The 25239-nt window shown below is 56.3% G+C and carries 25 protein-coding genes and 1 tRNA gene; 25 read left to right on the top strand and 1 reads right to left on the bottom strand.

The window, feature by feature from the left end:
* The first annotated feature begins 5 nt into the window (after positions 1-5).
* The 24 genes from Q8Q08_11025 (at position 6) to rsmA (ending at position 24107) form a co-directional block, all read left to right on the top strand.
* Positions 6-434 (top strand): hypothetical protein, encoded by a 429-nt coding sequence (locus Q8Q08_11025; GenBank protein MDP2654543.1) that lies wholly within the window; start codon positions 6-8, stop codon positions 432-434.
* Between the two features lie 14 nt (positions 435-448).
* Entirely contained in the window at positions 449-814 is a 366-nt protein-coding gene (locus tag Q8Q08_11020; protein ID MDP2654542.1) for a hypothetical protein, read from the top strand.
* Between the two features lie 37 nt (positions 815-851).
* On the top strand, positions 852-1436 hold the full coding sequence (locus Q8Q08_11015; GenBank protein ID MDP2654541.1) for a hypothetical protein: 585 nt from the start codon (positions 852-854) through the stop codon (positions 1434-1436).
* A 97-nt stretch (positions 1437-1533) separates the two neighbouring features.
* Positions 1534-1606 (top strand) — tRNA-Ala (locus tag Q8Q08_11010).
* 44 nt (positions 1607-1650) lie between these two features.
* Positions 1651-2397, top strand: coding sequence for an RsmE family RNA methyltransferase (locus tag Q8Q08_11005; GenBank protein ID MDP2654540.1), 747 nt, complete (start codon positions 1651-1653; stop codon positions 2395-2397).
* Position 2398: 1 nt separating this feature from the next.
* The gene (locus tag Q8Q08_11000; GenBank protein ID MDP2654539.1) at positions 2399-4198 is read left to right on the top strand and encodes a tetratricopeptide repeat protein; all 1800 of its coding nucleotides are present in this window, start codon (positions 2399-2401) and stop codon (positions 4196-4198) included.
* 287 nt (positions 4199-4485) lie between these two features.
* Positions 4486-5475 carry a recombinase RecA gene (gene recA / locus Q8Q08_10995; protein MDP2654538.1) on the top strand — a complete coding sequence of 330 codons (990 nt, stop codon included), beginning with the start codon at positions 4486-4488 and terminating at the stop codon, positions 5473-5475.
* 91 nt (positions 5476-5566) lie between these two features.
* Complete coding sequence (locus Q8Q08_10990) at positions 5567-7042, top strand: Do family serine endopeptidase (protein ID MDP2654537.1); 1476 nt, start codon at positions 5567-5569, stop codon at positions 7040-7042.
* Positions 7039-7527, top strand: coding sequence for a regulatory protein RecX (locus Q8Q08_10985; GenBank protein MDP2654536.1), 489 nt, complete (start codon positions 7039-7041; stop codon positions 7525-7527). Before Q8Q08_10990 ends, Q8Q08_10985 begins: the two co-directional genes overlap by 4 nt.
* A complete protein-coding gene (alaS, locus tag Q8Q08_10980; GenBank protein MDP2654535.1) occupies positions 7514-10117 on the top strand; it encodes an alanine--tRNA ligase in 2604 nt (867 codons plus the stop codon). Before Q8Q08_10985 ends, alaS begins: the two co-directional genes overlap by 14 nt.
* 13 nt (positions 10118-10130) lie before the next feature.
* Positions 10131-11354: a histidinol dehydrogenase gene (hisD, locus tag Q8Q08_10975; protein ID MDP2654534.1), complete on the top strand. Its 1224-nt coding sequence runs from the start codon at positions 10131-10133 to the stop codon at positions 11352-11354.
* Positions 11355-11369: 15 nt separating this feature from the next.
* A complete protein-coding gene (locus Q8Q08_10970) occupies positions 11370-12038 on the top strand; it encodes an imidazoleglycerol-phosphate dehydratase (protein ID MDP2654533.1) in 669 nt (222 codons plus the stop codon).
* Between the two features lie 50 nt (positions 12039-12088).
* Positions 12089-12688 (top strand): imidazole glycerol phosphate synthase subunit HisH, encoded by a 600-nt coding sequence (gene hisH, locus Q8Q08_10965; protein MDP2654532.1) that lies wholly within the window; start codon positions 12089-12091, stop codon positions 12686-12688.
* A gap of 202 nt (positions 12689-12890) precedes the next feature.
* Positions 12891-13664, top strand: a complete 774-nt coding sequence (gene hisA, locus Q8Q08_10960) for a 1-(5-phosphoribosyl)-5-[(5-phosphoribosylamino)methylideneamino]imidazole-4-carboxamide isomerase (GenBank protein ID MDP2654531.1) — start codon at positions 12891-12893, stop codon at positions 13662-13664.
* Positions 13665-13731: 67 nt separating this feature from the next.
* Positions 13732-14487: an imidazole glycerol phosphate synthase subunit HisF gene (gene hisF, locus Q8Q08_10955; protein ID MDP2654530.1), complete on the top strand. Its 756-nt coding sequence runs from the start codon at positions 13732-13734 to the stop codon at positions 14485-14487.
* On the top strand, positions 14484-14849 hold the full coding sequence (gene hisI / locus Q8Q08_10950) for a phosphoribosyl-AMP cyclohydrolase (protein ID MDP2654529.1): 366 nt from the start codon (positions 14484-14486) through the stop codon (positions 14847-14849). The genes hisF and hisI overlap by 4 nt, the downstream gene beginning before the upstream one ends.
* Positions 14850-14934: 85 nt before the next feature.
* Positions 14935-16434: an anthranilate synthase component I gene (gene trpE / locus Q8Q08_10945; GenBank protein MDP2654528.1), complete on the top strand. Its 1500-nt coding sequence runs from the start codon at positions 14935-14937 to the stop codon at positions 16432-16434.
* Between the two features lie 37 nt (positions 16435-16471).
* Positions 16472-16723 (top strand): 30S ribosomal protein S16, encoded by a 252-nt coding sequence (gene rpsP / locus Q8Q08_10940; protein ID MDP2654527.1) that lies wholly within the window; start codon positions 16472-16474, stop codon positions 16721-16723.
* 123 nt (positions 16724-16846) lie between these two features.
* Positions 16847-17128, top strand: a complete 282-nt coding sequence (yajC, locus tag Q8Q08_10935; protein MDP2654526.1) for a preprotein translocase subunit YajC — start codon at positions 16847-16849, stop codon at positions 17126-17128.
* A 119-nt stretch (positions 17129-17247) separates the two neighbouring features.
* Entirely contained in the window at positions 17248-19497 is a 2250-nt protein-coding gene (gene secD / locus Q8Q08_10930) for a protein translocase subunit SecD (protein MDP2654525.1), read from the top strand.
* Between the two features lie 6 nt (positions 19498-19503).
* Positions 19504-21393, top strand: coding sequence for a transcription-repair coupling factor (gene mfd / locus Q8Q08_10925; protein ID MDP2654524.1), 1890 nt, complete (start codon positions 19504-19506; stop codon positions 21391-21393).
* Positions 21390-22340: a peptidyl-prolyl cis-trans isomerase gene (locus Q8Q08_10920; protein ID MDP2654523.1), complete on the top strand. Its 951-nt coding sequence runs from the start codon at positions 21390-21392 to the stop codon at positions 22338-22340. The genes mfd and Q8Q08_10920 overlap by 4 nt, the downstream gene beginning before the upstream one ends.
* 4 nt (positions 22341-22344) lie before the next feature.
* Positions 22345-23283, top strand: coding sequence for a 4-hydroxythreonine-4-phosphate dehydrogenase PdxA (pdxA, locus tag Q8Q08_10915; GenBank protein ID MDP2654522.1), 939 nt, complete (start codon positions 22345-22347; stop codon positions 23281-23283).
* Positions 23280-24107, top strand: a complete 828-nt coding sequence (rsmA, locus tag Q8Q08_10910; GenBank protein ID MDP2654521.1) for a 16S rRNA (adenine(1518)-N(6)/adenine(1519)-N(6))-dimethyltransferase RsmA — start codon at positions 23280-23282, stop codon at positions 24105-24107. Before pdxA ends, rsmA begins: the two co-directional genes overlap by 4 nt.
* 15 nt (positions 24108-24122) lie before the next feature.
* Here the strand turns inward: rsmA and Q8Q08_10905 are convergent, their stop codons facing one another.
* Positions 24123-24497: a PilZ domain-containing protein gene (locus tag Q8Q08_10905; protein MDP2654520.1), complete on the bottom strand. Its 375-nt coding sequence runs from the start codon at positions 24495-24497 to the stop codon at positions 24123-24125.
* A 303-nt stretch (positions 24498-24800) separates the two neighbouring features.
* Here Q8Q08_10905 and Q8Q08_10900 point away from each other — a divergent pair, with 303 nt between their 5' ends.
* Positions 24801-25238 (top strand): hypothetical protein, encoded by a 438-nt coding sequence (locus Q8Q08_10900; protein MDP2654519.1) that lies wholly within the window; start codon positions 24801-24803, stop codon positions 25236-25238.
* Position 25239 lies beyond the last annotated feature (1 nt).

The following is a 25239-nucleotide window of genomic DNA, read 5'->3' as shown; positions in this document are numbered from 1 at the left end:
TCCCTATGAATATCTGGACAAAAAAATCCTTTACCATCATGGAAATCATGGTTGTCATCGTGATCATCGGGGCGGTCGCCGGATTTGCCATCCCCAATTACGTCAAGACCGTCGAGCGGGCGCACGAACAGGACGCCACCACCCAACTGAGCGCCATCCATTCGGCCAATAACATCTACCGGGCCAACAACGGGAGGTACTGGCCGCTGGATACCGGGACTTATCCGCTCAATGGCGCGACAAGCATCAACACCAGTCTGGGATTAAGCGTGATCGCCAACGGCATGACGTATACGTGCACAGGCAGCGCGGGGGGGGCGACCTACCAGTGCAATGCCGTGAGAAACGCGCCGGCCGCGTCCTTTACCGTCAGAGTGGATCAAAACCCCTTGGGCAGCACCAACCCGGACTGCGTGCTCGGGCAATGCCCCTAAGGAAAGGCCCCCTTATGAAAAACACCTTGCCCCGAACAACCCGAATGTCCACCAAAGGATTCACAGTCACGGAAGTGGTGATCTCCGCGCTGATTTTCTCGATTGCGGCGGCCGGGATGTTCGCAACGGTTTCAGCCTTGCGCCAACCCGCCGCAGAATCCGCGGACGAAGTGGCGGCGGCCTTCCTGGGAAAACGGATCCTGGACGACCTGCGGGCTGAGCTGGACGCCACAACCTGGGACAGCGGGAATTTTTCCGTCGGCACTCACCCCATGGCTCCCGTGGTCATTGACGGGATCACCTTTACCCCGTCGTATGATGTCATCGCAGACCCTGCCGGGACAGGGGCACGCAAAGTCACCCTCGATATCACCTGGTAAAACCATGATCTTCACACCCGTAAAATCCCGGCAAGGCATGACCCTGACAGAGCTCATCGTGGCAACGATCCTCGTGGGGATCGTCATGGTGGGAACCGTCTCCGTTGATTACGCCATCCGCCGCACCCGCCAGTCAACGTCCTTCTCCGGGATCAACTCTCTGGAGACCTCCGCGACCCTTCTGCATATTTCCCGTAACATCGCCCTGGCCGTGGGAGACCAGCAAAACTCCGGAATTTTCGACCTGGCCGGCGGAGGCAGCGACGGTTTCTGCATCCGGCAGGACATCCTGACCACTCCGGGGGATTACACGGATGACGAATGGAAATGCTACACCCGGATCGCACAAAGAATCCATTTTTGCACCAAAACCGCGGTCCAGGGTCCCTTGGCCTGCGTCGGGACCGACGAAACGGTCGGATTCACTGTTTACGACAGCGGGACAGGAACTGACATGTTCACTTATTCCATTACCAACAACCCCGCCACCCGGGATTTCTACGTGGACGTGACCATTACCAGCAGGACAAATCCGCTTGCGCCCAGCGATCCGCTCAAGAACCCCCAGTATCAAGTCAGCACCCGGATTGCCCCCATGGGCAGCAGTTATTCTTTCCAATAATCTCTCCCTAAAGAAATCCTGGAAAACCTTGTCATCTCCGCCATGTTTTGATAATATAAGGAACATTTTTGTCCCATCATCAGCGCCAACATCATTTGGGCCGATAGCTCAGCTGGGAGAGCGCCTGGTTCGCAATCAGGAGGTCGGGGGTTCGATCCCCCCTCGGTCCATGAACTTCGACGGGCCGGGGTTCGTCCCCGGCCCGCCACCCAACATGCATCGCTTCTTCTGCCCAAATGCCGACTTTCATGTTGAAATACTCACGCTGACGGACCGCACGGAAATCCATCATTTGCGAGACGTCCTGCGGCTCAAAGCCGGACAGGGCATCGTTCTTTTCAACGGCAACGGCGAAGAGGCCGAAGGGACTCTCCAAAAAGTGGAAAAGGACGGGATCGAGATCCGGCTCGGGGCAATCCGGGAGCAGCCTCCCCGACGGTCAACCCGGCTGGTCCTGGCCTGCGCCATGCCGAAAAAATCCAAATTTGAAGGCATCATCGAAAAATGCACGGAACTCGGCGCGGATGAGATCATCCCGATGGTCACGGAAAGGACGGAAACCCGGCTCTCCGGCGATCGGAAAGAGGGGAAACGGCAGCGCTACCAGACCGTGGCCGTCAATGCCGCCAAGCAATCCCGGAGAGCGACCGTGCCCATCATCGGCGGCGTCCAGTCCTTTGAAGATGTCCTCGCAGGACTCACGGCTGAGACGGCAGCCGTCATCCCCTGCCTGATCCCCGGAACAAAAAACATTTTTTCCGAACTCGGCAATTTAAAAGCCCCGGAGAGGATCGTCATCCTCATAGGCCCGGAAGGGGATTTCACCCCGGAGGAAGTTCAAAAAGCGGTCACCGCCGGGTGTATTCCGGTGACGCTGGGACCGACGGTCCTGAAGGTGGACACCGCCGCCGTGATGTCCGTCGGAATCGCCAATCTCATACTTCATCACCAAAGTGCCTGACATGACCAAAGCCGACAAACGAAACATCTTGCTGATTACCCTGCTGGCGATGGGGCTGCGCCTGGCCTACGTTTTCCTCCTCAGACACAACTATTTTTTCGTCGACCATCCCAGCAGCGATGTCCTTTATTATCACGAATGGGCCAAAGAAATCGCTTGGGGAAAGGGAGAGGGATTAAAAACCTTTTGGGGGCTGCCCCTGTATCCCCATTTCCTGGCTGTTCTGGAACGGATCACCCTCGGCCACGCCCCGGGACTGATCCGCTTCACGCATTTTCTCCTGGGGTCGGCCAACTGCGCGCTGGTCTATGTTTTGTGCGCCGCGATCTTTTCCCGGACGACCGCCCTGCTGGCCGGGATCCTCGCCGCGGCGAATTTCACCCTGATCCACTTCGACTGGCTCATGATGCCGGTGCCGCTGCTGATCTTCCTCAGCCTGATCATCGTCATTTCTCTCATCCGAAGCCAGGAAGACGCCGGCGCGAGGGACTTTCTGCTGATCGGCTTTTTGATCGGCCTGGCCTGCCTCGGCGACGGGAAATTCCTGTTTTTCCTGGGGCTGATCTGCCTGCGCGATGTCATCCGGGACCGCAAGGACATCCCCCGGATCTTTTTCAAAAGGATCATCCCGGTCATCGCCGGCGCGGCGATCGTCCTGGGAGGATTTACGGTCCGCAACAGGATCGTTTTCGGCGACTGGATCTTCATCAGCGCCCAGAGCGGGTTGAGCTTTTATGTCGGCAACAATCCCGTGGCCAGCGGCATTTTTGAAAATCCGGATTTCATCCGCCCGACCCACCACGGCCAGGACGAAGACCAGCAGATCGTTGCCCAGGCCGTGGCGGAGAAAACCATGGGCCCGGCCGAAATCTCTTCGTTCTGGAAAAAGACCGCAGGAGCATATATCCGGGAAAACCCCGCCGGGTGGGGCAGGCTTCTCGCTCAGAAATTCCTCCTTTTTTTCAACGACCAGGAAAGGGCCCACGACATTGATCTCATCCTGCAGAGAGACCTGCGGCTCAGAATGGACCTGAACCCTTACTTCCTCCTGTGCCCGATGGCCCTGCTGGGCATGGTCCTGGCCTGGAGATCGTCACGGCAAAACGGCGTCATCAATCTGCTCCTTTTCAGCCAGCTGCTGGTCACCATCGTGTTCTTTCTGACGACCCGCCACCGGGCCACGGTCCTGCCGTATTTCCTCATCTACCAGGCCTATTTTGTCCTTTGGGTGATCGGCCGCTGGAAAAACAAAAAAACAACGCCCGTCGCGATATCCATTGCGGCCATCGCCGTCTTCGTCCTGCTGTTCCCGCCGAAATTCGTGGATCAGGACTCCTACCGTTTCCTGGTCCATGCCAAGTCAGGACCGATCTACGCCAAAAAGGGAGACCTCCCCAAGGCCCGCCAGAACTATTTCTTCGCGCTCGAACTGCGCCCGTCGGACACCAACACCCTCTATAACCTGGCCAACACCTATCTGCAGGAAGAGGATTACAACCGGGCGGAAATTTTCTACCTCAAGGCCCTTGAAACCTGCCATTACAACGTGGACGCCCTGTTCAACCTCGGCGTAACGTATGAAAAGCTGAACGCCCCGAACCGCGCCATTCAAATCTTCCAAAAAGCCCTTCAGTACCAGCCCGGAAGCCTGGACGTCCATTACCGGCTGGGCCGCCTGTACCTGGGACTCGGCCAATGCGACGTCGCCAACCGGCACTTCCAATTTCTTCTCCAGCGTCAACCGGCCCTGGAACCCGACATCCGGCCCCTGATGGAACAATGCCCCGGTCCTCATTTATAAAACCCTATCGCTTCGCCCCCGAAACGATTGACAATACCAGCCGCCTCATGTATAATTCGTTTCTTCATTGGTATAATAGTATTAATTAATAGCTTGTGTCCCCACCCTGAAAGGTCGTACGGGTTAAATCACCATTAACAGGATGAACCACGCAGGACAACCCCGGCCGGAAGACGCGGTTCGTGGGCACATCTCCGCCGTGAAGACACCGCGGATGTGCATCAAGGGAGGAAATCATGGTTGAAGTCAAGAAAGCACCGGAAAAGGCGATCGAAAAAACGGCTGACATGGAAAACAAACGTAAAGCGCTCGATCTGGCTTTGGCCCAGATCGAAAAGCAGTTCGGCAAGGGCGCGATCATGACGCTGGACAGCAACGCCGCGCAGGACGTCAGCGCCATCCCGACGGGATCCCTGGCCCTGGATCTGGCCCTGGGGGTTGGCGGCATCCCGAGGGGGAGGGTGATCGAAATTTACGGACCGGAATCTTCCGGAAAGACAACGCTCACGTTGAGCGTCATCCGGGAAGTCCAGAAAAAGGGCGGGGTCGCGGCCTTTATCGACGCGGAGCACGCCTTTGATTCGTCCTACGCCCAGCGCGTGGGGGTCAAGCTGGAGGACCTGCTCATTTCCCAGCCTGACACCGGGGAACAGGCCCTGGAGATCGCCGAGACACTGGTCCGTTCCAACGCCGTTGACATTGTGATCATCGACTCCGTGGCGGCCCTGACGCCGCGCGCCGAGATCGAAGGAGAGATGGGCGACTCCCACATGGGCTTGCAGGCCCGGCTGATGTCCCAGGCCCTGCGCAAGCTCACCGCCGCGATCAGCAAATCTCGGACCTGCGTTGTGTTCATCAACCAGATCCGCATGAAGATCGGGGTCATGTTCGGCAACCCCGAAACGACCACCGGCGGCAACGCGCTCAAATTTTACGCTTCGGTGAGGATCGACCTTCGCCGCATCGAGTCCATCAAACGAGGGGATGAGGTGATCGGCAACCGTGTCCGCGCCAAGGTCGTCAAGAACAAGGTGGCGCCGCCGTTCCGCGAGGCCGAGTTCGAGATCCATTTCAACGAAGGGATCTCCCGGACGCTCGACATCATGGATCTGGCCCTCAAAACCGAGATCATCCAAAAGGCCGGCAGCTGGTTTTCTTTCGAGAACGAAAAGCTGGGACAGGGCCGGGATGCCGTCAAAAGCTTCCTGCAGGACAACCCCAAGATCCTTTCCAAAATCGAGAAACTGATCCTGGAAAAAATGCACGCGAAAAAATAACGGAAAGCGCGGAGCCGAAACCCGGCGCTCGCGAATCATCAACCGGCTCAACCTTCACGGTTGGGCTGGTTGTTTTATGAAGAAGGACACGATGGCCACGAAAATCCTGAAGCTGTTTTTAACCACGGTTTCCCTGGTTATTGTTCTCGTGTTTTCAGCGTCTTCCGGATTCGGCCAAACTCCGCCTGACTTTACCACCGCCATAGAAACCGTCGCGGAAAAAGTGGGTCCGGCCGTGGTCTCCATTAAAACCCAGGCCACCGAGCGCTATCACGTCCGGCGCCAATATTTCGGCAGCCCGTTTGAGGACGACGCGTTCAACCGGTTCTTTGCGGAATTTTTCGGAGACTATCCGGATTACGAGCAAAAGCGCATGGGGCTCGGCTCCGGCGTCATCATTGACAAAGAAGGTTACATCCTGACCAACGAGCACGTGGTGGCGGGGGCCGACAAGATACTTGTCACTCTTCCCGACGGCCGGAATTTTCCGGCCACGCTCAAGGGCACCGATCCCCGGACGGACTTGGCCGTCATCAAGATCGACGCGGAGAATCTTCCGGTGGCGCAATTGGGCGACTCTGAAACGATCAAGATCGGCCAATGGGTGGTGGCGATCGGCAATCCGTTCGGGCAGATTCTGTCCGATCCCCAGCCGACGGTCACGACTGGCGTCGTGAGCGCGCTACACCGGTCGCTGCCCAAAACGTCCCGCCGGGACACCGATTACTCGGATTTGATCCAGACCGACGCCGCCATCAACCCGGGAAACTCCGGCGGACCGCTGGTCAATCTGCAAGGTGAGGTGGTCGGGATCAACGTGGCGATTTTCTCCACCTCCGGCGGCTACCAGGGCATCGGGTTCGCCATCCCGTCGCACTACGTCAAAAGGATCGTGAACCAGCTGATCAAGGGTGAAGAGATCGAATACGGTTATATCGGCGTCGCCATCCAGGACATGAACCCCCGGCTGGCCCAGTATTTCGGCATCAATTCGACCGAAGGGGTGGTCGCGGTCCAAGTGCTTGAGGACAGCCCGGCCCACGACGCGGGGCTGAAAGAAGGCGACGTGATCATAAAGGTCAACGGCATCCCGGTCAAGAACGGGACGATGTTCGTAAAATACATCAACAATTTGAACGCCGGCGAAAAGGCGGACCTGAGGGTCCTTCGGGACAAAAAGGAATTGTCCATCCCGGTGACCATCGCCAAACGGCCCAAGCTTGACCGGTACGGACGGATCATCACCGATAACGCAAAATCCAGCACTCGGCCGGATGACGATACCCCGGTTGTGATGAAAAATGAATGGCGGGGCATGATTGTCGAGAACGTGACCCAGGACATCGCCCAGCGGCTCAACCGGGATAACCCCAACGGGGTCTTCATCACGAAGATCGACCCCAGCAGCCCGGCGGCCATGGCGGGGTTAAGAGAAGGGGACGTGATCATCGAGATCAACCGGCAGGCCGTGAATAACATCGGGGATTTCAGCCGCGCCGTGGCCAAAGCCAAGGACGGGCAGGCCCTGGTGCGGACCATCCGCGGGTATTTTGTTCTTGGAGAATGACACGGAGGCCGCCCATTGATGATCCCGCGGTCAAGGCGAGAGAAACGGTTTACCGCCTGCTCAAGATCCGGCTGCGCAGCGAGAAGGAAATCGTTTCCAAGCTGGCGGCCAAGGGCATCCCGCCGGATGTTATCCAGACCACGGTTGAATATTTTAAGAAAGCGCGGTTTCTCGATGACGCGGTTTTCACCCGGGCGTGGATCAACTCGCGGCTGAACAAGCCTTTCGGCGCCCAGCGCATCCGGTTCGAGTTGCGGCAAAAAGGCGTTGACGAGGCCATCATCCGGGAGTTGCTCGCGGTCAGCGAAGAGGAAGAACTCGATTCCGTCCTCGGCTTGGCCCAGCGGCGGTGGAAAAAATACAAGGGGATCGATCCCCAGAAAGCCAAACGGCGGCTGTTCGAATTTCTGGCCCGGAGAGGGTTCCGGCCGGCCGTGATCCAGAAAGCTCTCCGGCAATTGACACGCACCCATGACGACACCTAATCTCACAGCCAACGAGATCAGAAAAAAGTTCCTGGACTTTTTCGCTTCCAAAGGACACACCATCGTGCCCAGCGACTCGGTCGTGCCGAAAGACGACCCGACGGTCCTGTTCACGACGGCCGGCATGCAGCAGTTCAAGCTGAATTTCCTCGGCATCGACAAGGGTCTCAAACGGGCGGCCTCTTCGCAAAAATGCCTGCGCACCGATGACTTGGATAAAATTGGCAAGACGGCCTTTCACCACACGTTTTTTGAAATGCTGGGCAACTTTTCCTTCGGCGATTATTTCAAAAAAGAAGCCATTGCCTGGGCCTGGGAATTCCTGACCCGGGAAGTGAAAATCCCGGAGGAAAAACTCTGGGTGTCGGTTTACAAGGATGACGAAGAGGCCTACCAGATCTGGCTGAAAGACATCAAAATCCCTGCCAGCAGAATCGTGAAGCTGGGCGACAAAAGCAACTTCTGGCCGTCGGACGCGAAAAAAAATGGCCCGAACGGCCCCTGCGGCCCGTGCTCGGAAATTTTCTACGATTACGGCGTCAATCCGAAATGCCCTAACGGAGACAAATGCGACCCGGACTGCAGCTGCGGCCGGTTTTCTGAGGTCTGGAACCTGGTCTTCACGCAATTCAACCGCAAGGACGGCGGCGTGCTCGAACCTTTGCCGGCCAAAAACATCGACACCGGAATGGGCCTGGAACGGCTCGTCGCGGTGGTGCAGGACAAGAAGACCAATTACGAAACAGATCTGTTTGAGCCGGTGATTCAAGCTATCGACACAGAGATCAGCAAGAACATTGAGCTCCGGGAGAAAAAGATCATTGCCGATCATATCCGCGCGATCACGTTTGCGATCACCGATGGGATCATCCCCTCGAACAAAGAGCGCGGCTCTGTCGTCAAACGGCTCATCAATGACAGCGCCAATATCGCCTTGAACAGCGGAGCAGAAGAACCTCGCGTTTATAAACTTGTTCCGGCCGTTGTGGATGTCATGAAGGCGCCGTATCCGGAACTGGGAGACAAGGCCAAAGACATCATGATGCATATCAAAAACGGCGAAGAGGCATTCATCCTTGTCAGGAAACAGCGCGTCCCGGAACTGAAAGAACAGCTTTCATTGGAACAAACCCCGGAACAGCGGGGAGAACTGTATTTTAAGTATCGCGATACCTTTGGCCTTCCGGTCCCGGTCATCCTGGACACGGCGGAAGCCGCCGGAATTTCAACAGACCAAATTCAACGGGACATGGTTTATTTCCTTGCCAATATGGAGCAACAAAAAGAAAAGTCCCGCGCCGGCAGCAAGATGGCCGGGGATGTGTTTGCCGACGCGAGCTTGAATCTAAACGTCGCCAAGACGCAATTTCTGGGTTATAGCGATGCAACAGCGAAGGGGGTCGTCCTCAAGTTGTTCAAGGACAACCAGGAAGCCGTAAAGGTTTCCGAGGGCGACCACATCAAGATTCTCTTGGACCGAACCCCGTTTTACGCCGAAGCAGGCGGGCAGATCGGTGACACGGGGGTCATCTCCTCCAGCGGCGGGACGATCCGCGTGACGGACACGAAGAAGAAATCCGACATTTATATCCATTCCGGCACGGTAGAAAAAGGAACAATCAAGAGTGGTGATGCGGTAGAAGCGAAGATCGATGCCGGGCGGCGTTTGTCCATCATGCGTAACCACACGGCCACACATCTTCTGCAGGCGGCATTGCGAAAAATCCTCGGGACGCACGTGCAACAGCAGGGATCGCTTGTGGCCGAAGACCGGCTGCGTTTCGATTTCACGCACCCCCAGGCCATCGTCAAAAACCAGATTTCAGAGATCGAAAGCATCGTTAACGGATGGGTCCGGGCATCAGACCTGGTTGAAACAACCGAGCTGCCCCTCGAAGAAGCAAAGAAAAGCGGGGCCCTGGCTTTTTTTGCCGAAAAATACGGCCAGAAGGTCCGCGTTGTTTCCATCGGCGGCTACTCAAAGGAACTCTGCGGCGGCACTCATGTCAAGGACACCGGACAGATCGAACGGGTGAAGATCACCGGAGAGGGCGCCGTGGCCCAGGGAATCCGCCGCCTGGAAGCAAAAACCGCAAAAGACGCCGAGGAATTCATTCGCCAGCAGGAAGAAATCGCCAAGAGCCAGAAAGAAGCGCTGGCCCTGAAGGAGGCGGCCGTCCAGGCGCAAAAATTCCAGCTCGCGGACATCCTGGATGAGGTGAAGCAGAAAGTCGATAAAATTTTGGACAAAAATGCCCCTCAAATCGTAACGCATTTCATCAAATATGACAACGTCGGGGTTGAAGCCCTGCGCAACGCCGCGGACGTCGTCAAGCAAAGCATTCCCTCGGCGGCCGTTGTCATCGGATCGGGGAGCGGGTATGTTGTGGCCACGGCTTCGGAAGATTTGATCAAACACAATATCAAGGCCAATGATATCATCGAACAGATCAAACCGATGATCAACGGCAACGGCGGCGGGCGGCCGCAGATGGCCCAGGCCGGCACAAAGGATCCGGCCAAAATCGAAGCCGCTGTCCAGCACGCCAGGCAATGGCTTGAGCAAAAATTCGCAAACATAAAATTCTGACAGGAAACCCCTTATGAAAACCTTCAAGATGCATGGGAAAAACGCGCAGAAGCTGTTCGACCGTAACCTGTACTTCCGCAAACGCCATATCGAGGAAAAGGTGCGGACCATCGTCGAGGATGTCCGGAACAACGGGGACGAAGCCGTCCTCAAGTATACACGCCGGTTCGACAAGGTCAAGATCGAGCCCAAGGACCTGCGCGTGGCCGAGCGGGAGATCAGCGGCGCGTTCCAGAACATCACCAGCGAGTTCATCGCGGACCTCAAGGTCATCATCAACAACGTCACGGCCTTTTACAAGGCCCAGATCCAGAGGCCGTGCCGGGTCAAGGACCAGGACGGCGTCCTGCTCAAAGAAAATTTCATCCCTCTGGATTCCGTCGGAATTTACATCCCGGCAGGAACCGCGCCCCTGATGTCAACGGTCTACATGACCGTGATCCCGGCCCAGGTCGCCGGCGTCAAACGCATCGCCATGGTCGCGCCCCCGGACAAAAACGGACACATCAATCCGCATATCCTGGCCGTGGCGAACCTGCTCAAGGTCAACGAAATTTACAAGGTGGGCGGCGCCCAGGCCATCGCGGCGCTGGCCTTCGGGACCAAGACCATACCCCGGGTGGATAAAATCATCGGCCCGGGCAACATGTACGTGACCGAGGCCAAGCGCCAAATTTTCGGCTACGTGGACATCGACATGCTGGCCGGTCCGACGGAGCTCGTCGTGATCGCCAACCGTTACAGCAACCCGGAGTTCGTAATCGCGGACATGGAAGCCCAGTTGGAACACCTGGGGGGACTGGCGATCCTGGTCACGACATCCAGAGACCTGATCCGCCAGGTCCGCAAACGGCTCACGCAGGGATACAGCATCTACGCTAAAAATTTGGATGAGGCCGTAGACATCGCCAACCGGCTCGCGCCGGAACATCTCCAGATCCTGACCAATAACCCGTCCAGCGTGGCGAAAAAAATTAAAAACGCCGGGGCGGTCTTCCTCGGGCCCTACAGCCCGACAGCGCTGGGCGATTACGCCGCCGGACCGAGCCACGTGCTCCCGACCCTGGGGACGGCCCGGTTTTTTTCCGGGCTCTGCGTCTCCGACTTCATGAAAAAAAGCCACGTGATTTCCTATTCCAAGAAAGCCCTGGAACGGCTGCGCCAGCCGATCCAGAAGATCGCGATCATCGAAGGATTGAAAAAACACGCGGATTCCATCGAAGTCCGTTTCAAGTAAGGAAAGGACCGTCTCATGACCGAACGTAAAGCCGTTATCGATCGCAAAAGCAAAGAAACCGAGATCATCGGTGAACTGAATGTTAACGGAAGTGGAAATACAAAAATTAAAAGTCCAATTGGTTTTTTAAACCACATGCTTGAACTCTTCGCATTCCACGGTTTTTTTGATCTGGCTCTAGATGTGAAGGGCGATACCCATATTGACATTCACCACACCAACGAAGATATTGGGATAGCATTGGGTAAAGCGTTTAAAAAAGCTCTTGGAGAAGAAAAAGCAGGAATAAAAAGATTCGGGTATGCCTATGCCCCCATGGAGGCGACTGTTGGGAAATGCGTTATCGACATAAGTGGCCGTGGCTATTATCGCTTCAACGCTGAGGGGGAATACCCGAAAACTTTCCAAAAGGGTGCCCACATGTTTGAGGCAAAAAATGGGATGGATGTTTTGAAGGAACAAAAGCAAGAAGGATATTCTTTTGTTTATTTAGAGCACTTTCTTGAATCGTTTGCTCTCAACTTAGGAGCGACTCTTAGCTTCACAATTCAAAACCCTAGCAACGATTTGCATACAAATATTGAAACTGTCTTCAAATCTCTTGGAATTGCGTTGGACCAAGCCACACAGGTTGATCCTCGTCGCAAGGGAGGGATCCCTTCTACAAAGGGCATTATCGACTAAACCATCCTGAGACATGTGACGTGTGTCCTTGTGACCCAACAAAATAAATCATGATTGCCATCATCGACTACGGCATGGGAAACCTGCGCAGTGTGCAGAAGGCCCTGGAAAAGGCGGGCGCCCGCGCCAGCATCACTCAGAACGCGGACGATCTGGCCAAGGCGCAAAAAATCGTGCTGCCGGGCGTCGGGGCCATGCGGCCGGCCATGGAAAAATTAAACTCCATGGGAATGCCGGAGGCCATCCGCAAGGCGATCGCCGGGAAAAAACCGTTTTTGGGGATATGCCTGGGATTACAGCTGTTATTTGAAAAAGGAGATGAGGGCGGGGGCGTGACAGGCCTGGGCATCCTGCCGGGCACGGTCGGGCGGTTCACTAAGCTTAAAGTGCCGCACATGGGATGGAACCAACTGATCCTGAAAAAAGACAATTGTCCGTTCCTCAAAGGCATCAGCAACGGTGCCAACGTCTATTTTTGCCACTCGTATTACGCCCAGCCGGCTGATCCCAAGATCGTGGCCACAGCCACCGGGTACGGCGTTGAATTCACTTCGTCCGTCTGGAAGGACAACCTGTTCGCGGTCCAGTTCCACCCGGAGAAGAGCCAGGCCATCGGACTCAAGATCCTGGAAAATTTTGTGAGGCTCTAATTTATTTGTTGCCGGTGCGGGCCCGGGGCTGTGTCCCGCGCGCAGGCCCTCGGTGTTTCGTTCGGGATGGTGAGCGAAAGCCGAACCATTCGAGACCGCTTTTCCATCAAATTTAGACCAGAAAAAAGCGGGATCGCTGTTTGAGCACGGGGCACAGCCCCGGGCCGAACAAAACAATGTGTTCAATCAGAGGAACTGTTCAATGTTGCTTATTCCGGCCATTGATCTGAAAAACGGCAAGGTCGTGCGTCTCGTCCAGGGGCATTTCGACCAGGTCACGGAATACAATACCCATCCGGCCAAGGTGGCCCAGCACTGGGAAAAGGACGGGGCCAAGCTGCTGCATGTGGTTGACCTGGACGGCGCGGCGACCGGGCACCTGAAGAACCTGGACGCGATCCGCTCGATCGTCGAGGCCGTGAAGATCCCCGTGCAACTGGGGGGAGGCATCCGGTCCAAAGACATCATTGATCTTCTTTTGGGAAAAAAGGGCTCCGTCAGCAGGGTGGTGTTGGGGACGTCCGCCGTCATTGAAAAAGACATCTATCTGCGCCCGGCGGAAAACCAGGGACTGAAGGACATCATCGCCAAATGGACGGACAGGATAGCCGTGAGCATTGACTGCTCCGACGGTTATGTGACCTACCGGGGATGGACGAAAAAAGCCAATATCAAGGGAACAGAATTGGCCAAAGACCTGGAAGAGATCGGCGTCCAATGCCTGATCTACACCGACATTGCCCGGGACGGGATGCTGAAGGGGCCCAACTTTGACGGAATTGAAGAAATCCTGAAAACCGTCCGCATCCCGGTCATTGCCTCTGGAGGAATAGCCAGGAGTGATGACGTTGAAAAATTAAAAAGACTATCCCTTGATTATCCGCATCTGCTCGGGGCGATCACAGGGAAAGCCATTTACGAAGGCACGCTGGATTTCAAGGACGCGTTAAAAATACTGGCTCCTCACAATCAATGATTGTGGTAACCGGCATAACGGCCATTTTAATCTAAAAGTTTTTCCTTGCCATGGAACAAAGGTCTATATGCTCACCAAAAGGATAATCCCCTGCCTGGACGTCAAGGACGGACGGGTGGTGAAGGGGGTCAATTTCGTCAACCTGCGCGACGCCGGGGACCCGGTGGACATCGCCAAGGCCTATGACCAGAACCTGGCGGACGAGATCGTGTTTCTGGACATCACGGCCAGCCATGAAAAACGCTCCATCATTCTGGACGTTGTCAAAGCCACGGCCGAGCAGGTCTTTATGCCGCTCACGGTGGGCGGGGGGATCAACAACCTGGAAGACATCCGCGCCCTTTTGAACGCCGGGGCCGATAAAGTCTCGATCAATTCCGCCGCGGTCAAAAACCCGAAATTGATCACGGAGGCCGCGGAACACTTCGGCAGCCAGTGCATCGTGGTCGCGGTGGACGCCAAAAAGAGCAACGGCTCCTGGGACGTTTACATCAACGGCGGGCGGATCAACGCCGGCAAGGACGCGATCCAATGGGTCAAAGAGGCCGAACAGCTGGGCGCCGGCGAGATCCTGTTGACCAGCATGGATTTTGACGGTACCAAAAACGGCTACGACATCGCCCTGACCAAAACCGTATGCCGGGCCGTCAACATCCCGGTCATTGCCTCGGGAGGGGCAGGGAAAACCGAAGATTTCTACCACGTGCTCGCTGAAACCGGCGCCGACGCGGCCCTGGCCGCGTCCGTGTTCCATTACGGCGAGCTCAAGATCCAGGACGTCAAACGATACTTACAAACCAAAGCCATCGAGGTCAGATTATGAAATCCAAGTTGGAAAAGATCCAGATCACCCCGCGCAACCTGAACAAGCTCCGCTTCGACAACAACGGGCTGATCCCGGCCATTGTCCAGGACTACAAGAACAAGGACGTCCTCATGATGGCCTTCATGAACATCGACTCGCTCAAGCAGACCCTCAAGCTGGGCAAGACCTGTTTCTGGTCCCGTTCCCGCAAGGAATACTGGGTCAAGGGGATGACCTCAGGCCACTTCCAATTTGTAAAAGATATCTATTACGATTGCGACTGCGACTGCCTGCTGATCACCGTCAAGCAGATCGGCGCGGCGTGCCATACCATGTTGCGCAGCTGTTTTTATAGAAAAATTAAAAGGCCAGGAAAATAGAAGATAGAAGATTGCAGATGGAAGATGGACAAAAGCCGTAACACTTCCATCTTCTATCTTCCATTTTCCATCTTCAAAAAAACATATGCACTATCCAGACCAAAAAGAATTCCTGCGGCTCTGCCGCAAAGGCAACCTGATCCCCGTCTACCGGGAGATCCCGGGGGACATGGACACGCCGGTTTCCACGTATCTGAAGCTCAGAAGCGGGGCAAAATACTCGTTTCTGTTGGAATCCGTGGAAGGGGAAGAAAAGCTCGCCCGGTATTCCTTCATGGCCACGGCCCCGAAGATGGTCATCCGCAGCCAGGGCCGGGAACTCCATGTCACCACCTTGGACCAAGGCCGGATCAAAAAAGAACGGCTACCGATCAAAAGAACCCCGCTCGAATACATCCGCCAGGTCATGCGCCGCTATCGGTTGGTGGACATTCCAGGGTTGCCCAGATTTTGTGGAGGGATGGTGGGATATATCGGCTATGACGTGGTCCGATTCTTTGAGCGACTGCCGGACAAACCCAAGGACGATCTCAAGCTTCCCGACATCCTGCTGGTCCTGGCCAAGGACCTGGTCATTTTCGACCACCGGAACCACAAGATCAAGGTCGTCCGCTGTGTCCATGTGGACCCCAAGGCGTCCGCAGACCGCAAAATCGCCGCCTACCGCGAGGCCGTCAAACAAATCGATAAAACAGTTGCCAAAATCGCGAAACCCCTTAAAATGATGGGAGACAAAATCCCCGTCGGGTCAAAAATCCCGTCCGTCGGGTCAAATATGACCCAGCGGCAGTACGAAGACATCGTCCAAAAGGCAAAAAAATACATCCGGGCCGGGGACATCATCCAGGTCGTTCTTTCCCAGCGGTTCTGCGTCGATTTGAAGACCGGGCCCTTTGAGGTGTATCGAAGACTCCGGCTTTTAAACCCGTCGCCATACATGTACTTTCTGAATTTCGACGACATCCAGATCGCGGGCTCGTCTCCGGAGCTCCTGGTCCGCTGCGAGGACGGGATCGTGGAAACCCGGCCGATCGCCGGAACGCGGCGCCGGGGCAAGAGCGACGCCGAGGACCAGGCCCTGGCGAAAGAGCTCCTGGCCGACCCCAAAGAGAGGGCCGAGCACATCATGCTGGTGGATCTGGGCCGCAACGATCTGGGCCGGGTGTGCAGCCAGGGCACGGTCAAGGTCTCGGAATTCATGGCGGTCGAGAAATATTCGCATGTGATGCACATCGTCAGCAACGTCAAGGGGCGCCTCAAGCCGTCCCAAGACGCCTTTGACGTTTTGGAAGCCGCTTTTCCGGCCGGAACGCTGTCCGGCGCGCCCAAGATCCGGGCCATGGAAATCATCGATGAACTGGAAAACGTCTCCCGCGGGCCTTATGGAGGGTGCATCGGATATTTCAGTTTCAACGGCAATCTGGATTCCTGCATCACGATCCGGACCATCGTCATCAAAGGGAAGAAAGCTTACATTCAAGCCGGGGCGGGGATCGTGGCCGATTCCGTGCCCCTTAACGAATACAGGGAAACCGTCAATAAAGCCCGGGCGCAGGTCATGGCTATCGAATCCGCGCACCGGTAAACACAGTTTCATCAACTGTCACACACGGAGGTTCGTAATGGAAGTCCGCATCAGACTGCAAAAAGCAGGGAAGATCGCCAACAAGCACTACAATTACCGCATTGTCGCCATCAGCCGCGCAGCCGCCCGGCAGGCGCGCCATCTCGAAATTCTGGGATACTATGATCCGGCCAAAAACCCGGAACTCCTGAAGGTCGAGCATGAGAAAATCGAGAAATGGGTCGCCCAGGGCGCGCAGATGAGCGACACCGTCCGCTCGCTGGTCAAGAGGAGTAAGAAAGCTAAATAAGCACGTGACTTATGGAGCGCAGCGAACATAAGTCACTGTGCGAATTAACCCCAGCGGTCAGCCCTGCCTAGCGTTTAGGGCTGCTGGGGTTCAAAAAATATCTTGAACCTAAAAGAGGTCTCCATGTCCCCTGAACAAACAGGAAATCCGTTGTTCCAGATGGTTCCGTTTCTTCTGGTGTTCCTCATTTTCTACGTGCTTGTGATCCGTCCGGAAAAGGACAAACAGCGCCAGCAGAAAGAAACGATCGCCAACGTCAAAAAGAACGACCAGGTCATCTGCGCCGGGGGGATCCACGGCACGGTGGTCAACGTCAAGACGACAACCGTGGTCGTGCGAATCGACGACAACACTAAGATCGAAGTCGAAAAAGATTCCATCGCCACCGTCAAGGTGAAAGCCTAATGACGGCTTGACTTGCGGAACGAGAGTGAACGCAAATCAATGCCGGAATTAATCCCAGCGTCTTGCCGAGCCGTAGCGAGGCAGTTGGGATTAATTCAATGAAGAAAGGTGAAAGTCTCATGAGCAAAGAACTTCGCGTCCGGCTGCTGACCATCCTGGGAGTGGTTGCCGCGGCCCTGTTTTTCACATTCCCCCTGGAACAAAGGATCAACCTCGGGCTTGACCTCAAGGGAGGGATGCACCTCATCCTGAAGGTGGAGACGGAGAAGCTGGACGACAACGCCAAAAGCGACGCGGTCGTCCGGGCCATCGAGATCCTCCGCAACCGCATCGACGGGCTTGGCGTGAGCGAACCCGTCATCCAGCGCCAGGGCGACGACCAGATCATCGTCCAGCTGCCCGGGGTCACCGACCGCGACGCGGCCATGAAGATGATCGGCCGCGTGGCCCAGCTGACCTTCCACATGGTCAACGACAATCCCACGAAAATGCAGGAAGCCATTTCCGGGCAGGTCCCCGAGGGATACCTTTTGAAAAACACCAAAAACGACCGCAGGCCCGTCCTCATCGAGGCCAAACCGGCCCTAAAGGGCGACGCGATCTCTGACGCCCGCGTGGATTTTGATTCCAGCAGTCTCGGCCAGCCCAAAATTTCCTTCACCCTGAATAACGAGGGGACAAAACTGTTCGGGGACATCACCAGCAAACATGTGGACGAACAGCTCGCGATCGTCCTGGACGACGAGGTCATCTCGGCCCCCAACATCAACGAACCGATCCTGACCGGCAGCGGAGAGATCACCGGGACATTCACGTTTGAAGAAGCGTCCCTGCTGGCCCTGTCGTTACGGTCAGGGGCCCTGCCCGCGCCCATGCGGGTCGAAGAGGAGAGGACCATCGGGCCGCTCCTTGGAAAAGATTCCATCACCGCCGGCATCAGCGCCAGCATCCTCGGGATCACCCTGGTCGTCATTTTCATGGCGGCCTATTACCTGGTCGCGGGGCTGGTGGCGGATATCGCGTTGGTCCTGAACCTGCTGTTGATCACCGGGCTCATGGGCTTTTTGAAAATGACCCTGCCGGAGTCCCAGGTCACTCTGACCCTGCCGGGCATCGCCGGGATCATCCTCACCCTGGGCATGGCCGTGGACGCGAACGTCCTGATCAACGAGCGCATCCGGGAAGAAATCCAGATCGGACGCCCGCTGCGCACGGCGATCGCCAACGGGTTCAACCGCGCCTTCAGCGCCATCTTTGATTCCAATATCACGACCCTGATCGCCGCGTTCATGCTTTTTCAGTTCGGGTCAGGCCCGATCAAGGGCTTCGCCGTCACCCTCACCATCGGGTTGGTCTCCAGCTTGTTCACGGCGCTGTTCGTCAGCCGCACGATTTTCATGATGCTTCTGGAATTCGGCTGGATCAAGTCTCTGAAAATGCTCCAATTGTTCAAAGACACCAAGATCGATTTCATCAGCAAACGGTATATCTTCTACGCCATCTCCCTGGCGCTGGTCATCGCGGGCATGACCACATTTTTCAGAAACCAGGACAAGGTTTACGGGATCGATTTTTCCGGCGGACAGGTCCAGGAATACCGGTTCTCAAAGCCGGTTCTGGGGGAAGAACTGCGCAACATCATCAGCCGGGGAAATATCGCGGACGTTAATATCCAGCAGGTCAAAAAGACAGCCGAGTTTGACGAGAGCTGGATCATCCGGACACCGGGCGATACGGTTTCCCAGGTGCAGGAATTGTTCAAATCCCAAATGCCCGATAACGCCTATCAAGTCATGAGGGTTGAAAACGTCGGCCCCATCGTCGGGAAACACCTGCGCGAGCGCGCCCTTCTGGCCGTGATCTTCGCCCTGGCCGGGATTCTGCTCTACGTCGGCACCCGGTTCAAGCATTTCGACTTCGCCACGGCCGGCGTGGTCGCGCTCCTGCACGACGTGGTCGTGACCCTGGGCGTCATCGTCATGATGGGCCGGCAGGTGGATCTCCTGGTTGTCACCGCGCTGTTGACGATCGCCGGGTTCTCCATCAACGACACCATCGTCATCTACGACCGTGTCCGGGAGAATCTGGCCAAAAGCCGCCGGTTCGAGCTCAAGGACATCGTCAACCTGAGCGTCAACCAGACATTGAGCCGGACGATCCTGACGTCTCTGTTGACGTTCCTGTCCGTGATGGCCCTGTATCTCAAAGGCGGAGAAGTGCTCAACACCTTCGCCCTGGTCATGATCATCGGGTTCATCGCCGGATCTTACTCGACGATCTTTATCGCCTCGCCGCTGGTCATCGCCTGCCAAAAATGGTTCGGCAGCGCGCCGGCGGGCGTTCCGGCAGGAGGGCGGCGGTCCGCATGATGTCCTATGTTCCAGTCCCTCAAGCTGTTCGTCGAACAGCACATCAACGTTGAGGAAATCCTGTCCAGCCTGACAGCCCTGTCCTACCGGAACGCCCCTTCCGTGGTCCAGGAAGGCGACTTCAGCCGCCGGGGAGAGGTCCTCGACATCTTCCCGGCGAATTTCGACAGCCCCGTCCGCATCGCCCTGGATGACGACCGTATCCGGACGATCTCCAGTTTCAATCTCGCGACCGGCAAGGCGATCTGGGAGCACAAGATCGTCCTGATCCTGGCCGCCAAGCCGCCCAAAGAAAAATCGTTCTCCTCGGACATCCCGCTCAATCCCTTCATCGATATCCAGGAAGGCGACTACGTCGTCCATCACCAGCACGGGGTCGGTAAGTTCCTCGGGATCAAACCGATGCTCGTGCAGGGCCGGGACAAAGACCACCTGGTCATTGAATACCAGGGGGGAGACCGGCTGTTCGTTCCCCGCCACGACCTGCACCTCGTCCAAAAATACGTCAGCTTCCACAAAAAACCTCCGCGCCTTTTCAAGCTGGGCTCCAAGGAATGGCTGAAGATCAAAAACCACATCCAGAAAAAACTGGAACGGCTGGCCGCGGAGCTCCTGCACGTGCAGGCCATGAGGGCCAGCCTCAAGGGACACGCTTTTTCCGCCGACGCGCCCTGGCAAAAAGAATTCGAGGACGCATTCCCCTTTGAAGAGACTCCGGACCAGATCAAGTCGACCCAGGAGGTCAAGGCGGACATGGAATCCGAACAGCCCATGGACCGCCTGCTGTGCGGGGACGTGGGCTACGGAAAGACCGAGGTCGCCCTGCGGGCCGCGTTCAAGGCCGTCATGGACAACAAGCAGGTGGCCGTGCTGGTCCCCACCACGATCCTGGCCGAACAGCACCACTATAACTTCAGCCAGCGGATGAAAAACTTCCCGGTCAGGGTGGAAATGCTGAGCCGCTTCCGCACCAAACACGAGCAGGCCACCATCCTCAAAGGCCTGGCGAGCGGTGAGGTCGACATCGTCATCGGAACGCACCGGCTCATTTCCAAAGACATCGCCTTCAAAGACCTGGGGCTGATCGTGATCGATGAAGAACAGCGTTTCGGCGTCAAGGCCAAGGAACGGCTCAAGCACATGAAACTGCTCGTCGACGTCCTCACAATGACCGCCACGCCGATCCCCCGGACCCTTTACATGAGCATATCCGGGGCCAAGGACATGTCGGTGATCTCCACGCCCCCCCAGAAACGCGTCCCTGTCGACACCCACATCGTGGCGTTTGACGAAGACCTGATCCGGGAAACCGTCCGCCGGGAACTCGGCCGCAAAGGACAGGTTTTCTTCCTCCACAACCGGGTGGAGGACATCGACCGGATCGCCAAGATCGTCCAGCGGCTGGCCCCGCAGGCCAGGACGGCGATCGGCCACGGCCAAATGCCATCAAGACTTTTGGAAGAAATTATGTTAAAATTCCTGAAAGGCGAGATCGACATCCTGATCTGCACGACGATCATCGAGTCAGGCATCGACGTCCCTAACGCCAACACGCTCATCATCAACAGGGCTGACCGCTTCGGGCTGTCCGAGCTGCACCAGCTGCGCGGACGGGTCGGGAGGTTCACCCAGCAGGCGTACGCCTATTTTATCGTTCCGGATCCCAGGGCGATGACCCACGAAGCCAAACTGCGGCTCAAGGCCCTGCAGAAATACAGCGAACTCGGGGCGGGGTTCCAGATCGCGTTTGAGGACCTGCAGATCCGCGGGGCCGGGAACCTTTTAGGTGAAGAGCAAAGCGGCTATATCGCGGCCGTCGGGTTCGACCTGTATTGCCGCCTGCTAAAAGAATCCATCGGGCACCTGAAAAAAACCAAAGGAGTCAAAATCTCATGAAGCGCATTCCCAAAGTTCTCATGGTCGTCTCCCTCATGACGCTGGCGGCCGCCGGCCCGGCGGTTCCCCCGGCAGGGGCCGTGGAAGACGGTATCCTGGCGGTGGTCAATGACGACATCATCACCCTCCGCGACCTGAGGGAATATCTCGATTCCTATTATTATCAGCTGAAATCCGAGGGGCAAAGCGAAGAGGACATCCAAAAGGCCATGAAAGAGATCCGGGACAACGCCATTAACCGGTTGATCGAGGACCGGCTGATCCTCACCGAGGCCAGCCGCAAAGGTGTCCAGGTCAGAGAGGAGGCCATCCAGAAAAAAATGGCGGACATTGAGAAACAATATCCTTCCAAAGAAGTTTTCTTAAACGCGCTATTGACCGACGGCAACAACGTCACGGACCTGCGCAACAAAATCATTGAGCAGATGAAGATCAAATTCCTGGTGGACGACCAGGTCCGAAACAAAATTTACGTCAACCCGCAGGAAGTCACGGCATACTACACCGCTAACATCGACACATACAAAAAAGCCGAACGCGTGGACCTGGATTCCATCTTCATCAAGGCCGGGGAACCGGCGGACGACGCCCGGCAAAAGGCCGAAGAGGCCCTGGGGCTGCTCAAGGAGGGGAAAGACTTCGCAGACGTCGCCAAACAGTTCTCCCAGGCCTCCTCTGTTGGGATCATGGCGAAAGGGCAGATGCTTCCGCAGATCGAAGAAGCCGTGCTGCCGCTCAAGGCCGGAGAGGTCTCCCCCGTGATCGAGGCCGGGGGGGGATTCTACATTTTCAAAGTGAAAAACAAACTCCCAGCCGAGACCGCTCCGCTGGAAGAGGTCAAGGAATCCATTTACAATATGATCTTTTCCAAAAAATACCGGGAACGGCTGCGGTCCTGGATCGACGGCCTCAAGAAAACCGCCTACGTTGAGATCAAGGAGCGATGATCCCATGCCGTCCGGCCAGCGACCAGTCATAGGGATCACGATGGGGGATCCCTCGGGGATCGGGCCAGAAGTGATCGCCAAGGCCTTGGCCGACAGGACGGTCCGGCGTCTGGGCCGATTCACCATCATCGGCGACCCCGCCATTTTCAAGCGTTACCGGCTGAAAGTCTCCTCACCCTGCGAATGGGCCGCTGTCCCTTCCGGAAGGATTCACCCTGGACATCCGGACCGGGCCACCGGCCTGGCGTCAATCCATTGTCTCAAAACAGCGGTCACTCTGCTTAGAAGCAAGGACATCCAGGCGCTGGTCACAGCACCGGTCAGCAAAGAAGCCATAACGACCCTCGGTCCCATTTTCCACGGACACACGGAATTCCTGGCTGGGGCCTTCGGGATCAAAAAATATGAAATGCTGTTTGTCTCCCGGGGGCTGCGAACCCTGATCGTCACCCGGCATATCGCTCTCAAAGATGTCGCCGGAGTGATCCGGCCGGACAACGTTTACCGCGCCATCCTCATGGCCCACCAATCCCTCAAAAAATATTTTAAGATTGCGCGTCCCCGGATCGCCGTTTGCGGGCTCAATCCGCACGCCGGCGAGGGAGGACAGATAGGGAGAGAGGACAGGACCAGGATCCTTCCTGCGGTCCAAAGAGCCCGCGCCCGCGGCATTCAGGCGACCGGCCCCTGGGCGGCCGACACACTGTTCACCGATGACAAGAGGAAAAGCTACGACATCGTCATCGCCATGTACCACGACCAGGGACTCATCCCGGTCAAGACCCTGTATTTCCGCAATGTCGTCAATCTCACCGTCGGCCTGCCGTTCATCCGCACCTCGCCGGCGCACGGGACCGCGTTCGACATAGCCGGCAAAAACAAGGCCGATCCATCGTCCATGAAGGCAGCCATCCGGCTGGCCGCTGAGCTGGCTTCCCGATGAACTTAAAAACCCCTTCGCACATCCTTCCGAAAAAACATCTCGGGCAGCATTTCCTCTGCGATCCGGCCGTGCGGGACCGGATCATCGAAGCCTGCGATCTTCAAAAAAACGACATGGTGCTTGAGATCGGCCCGGGGCTCGGCGTCCTGACCGAAGGCATCGCATCGCGGGCCCTGCACGTCTACGCGGTGGAAACGGATCTGCCGTTATGCCGTGAACTCGACAAAAAGTTCACCGGCCAGAACGTGACGGTTCTTCATGCGGATATCCTGCAATTTCCCTTCGGATCCCTGCCGTCACGTTTGAAGGTGATCGGCAATCTCCCATACAATATTTCCTCCCCGATCATCGAACGGATGATCGTCAGCCGGAGCCAATGCCGGGAAATTTTCATTACGGTCCAGCTGGAGTTCGGAGAGCGCCTGATCGCCAAGGCAGGGGCCAAGGATTACGGGGCTCTGACGTGTTTTGTGCAGTATTATTTTCGACCGGAGATCTTATTTAAAATCGGGAAAGGGGCGTTCCGCCCGGCACCCAAAGTGACGTCCTGTTTTATCCGGCTGACGCCCTCCGGGCCAGGCCGTCTCGCAGGGGATGAGGGCTGGCTTTTCACCGTGATCCGGCACGCCTTCCAGCAGCGCCGGAAAACGATCGTCAACGCCCTGGGCGGGCTGATCAACAAAGAATTTCTTCTGCCGGCGCTCGAACAAACCGGCATCCAGCCCAAACAGCGTCCTGAAACTCTGTCTCTTGAGGATTTTGTGCGCCTGGCGGACGCGAGCAAAGACATTGCCTCGGGCGCCAGGAAGAAAGGTCGGGAGTAACGGAGGAGAGGGGACTTACTTTTTGTCCCAGCCCTCGAACCAATACTTGACCATGTCTTCTTTCTTGATTTCGAAGGCGTGCTTGAGGATCAATTCCTGGGCCTGCTGGCTGACATCAGAAAAAATGATGCCGGCCAGGTCCTTCCCCTGGGCGTTCGTGCTCCACAGGATCTGCCCGTCCAGCTTGACCGCGACATCATCCGCCAAAAAAATCTTCATTTTGATCTTCTGGTGGACCGGCAGGGAGCCTTGTGTGTAAAGGCACGCGCCGCTGCAGCTGATGTCCTTGCTCTGGGCCTCGTAAGTCCGGGGATCGTCCTCGAACTGGTAATTGATCCTGTTCTTCACTTCCCAGCGGGGGAGGTACCGTTTGTCTGCAACGCTTGACATTGTCACCTTTTTGTCCTTTTTGTTATAAAATTTTTCGCTAACCATAAACTCTATTATCCCAAGCATTTATCAGTTATCAAAAAACCCGCCCCCAGAAAATTCCGAAAAAAAGGCCACAAAATTTATCAAACGATAAATTCCCGTGGCCAATAAAAATATAACATGTCGAAATATCAGATGCAAGGTGAAAAATGATTTTTTAATATTTTTACTAAAGGCCAAGAATTGTCGGCAAGGGCCTTGACACTCCCCCTGACGGATGCAAGAATAGTCCCGTTGGATCAACCCCATCATTATTTTCCCGTGAAAAAGATATTTTTCTCCGTATTCACAACCGCGCTCATTTTGCTCGCCGCATCGCCACGGCCGGCCGTCGCTCTGAACGAAAACAGCATTGCCTACAAATTGGCCGTCCTCGAAGCCCGGGCCCAAAACCCGGAAAAAGTCCTGATGCGCCAGCGCATCAAACCGGCAGATGCCGCGGTGATGGAGTTCCAATGGATCCTCGACAACATGAAAAGCCGCTGCCTGAATCCCGAAAGCGCCATCGCGGACACCATCGTGGAGACCTGGCAGGTCCTGACCCAAAAGGAACAAAAAATATCGCTGCTGCAGACGGCGAGGGAGCTGTCGTCCTACGCCCAGAACACCCGCCTTTTCGGAACGGGAAAAGTCAATTTCCGGATGACAAGCCGCTACTGGCTTCAGGAAAAGTTGAAAACAATCAAAACCAAGGGATAGT

This window comes from Candidatus Omnitrophota bacterium (assembly GCA_030688425.1).
GTDB lineage: Bacteria > Omnitrophota > Gorgyraeia > Zapsychrales > JANLHA01 > JAUYIB01.
Note: the sequence above shows the minus strand (reverse complement) of the source record. Positions and strands in the feature narration are given on the sequence as shown.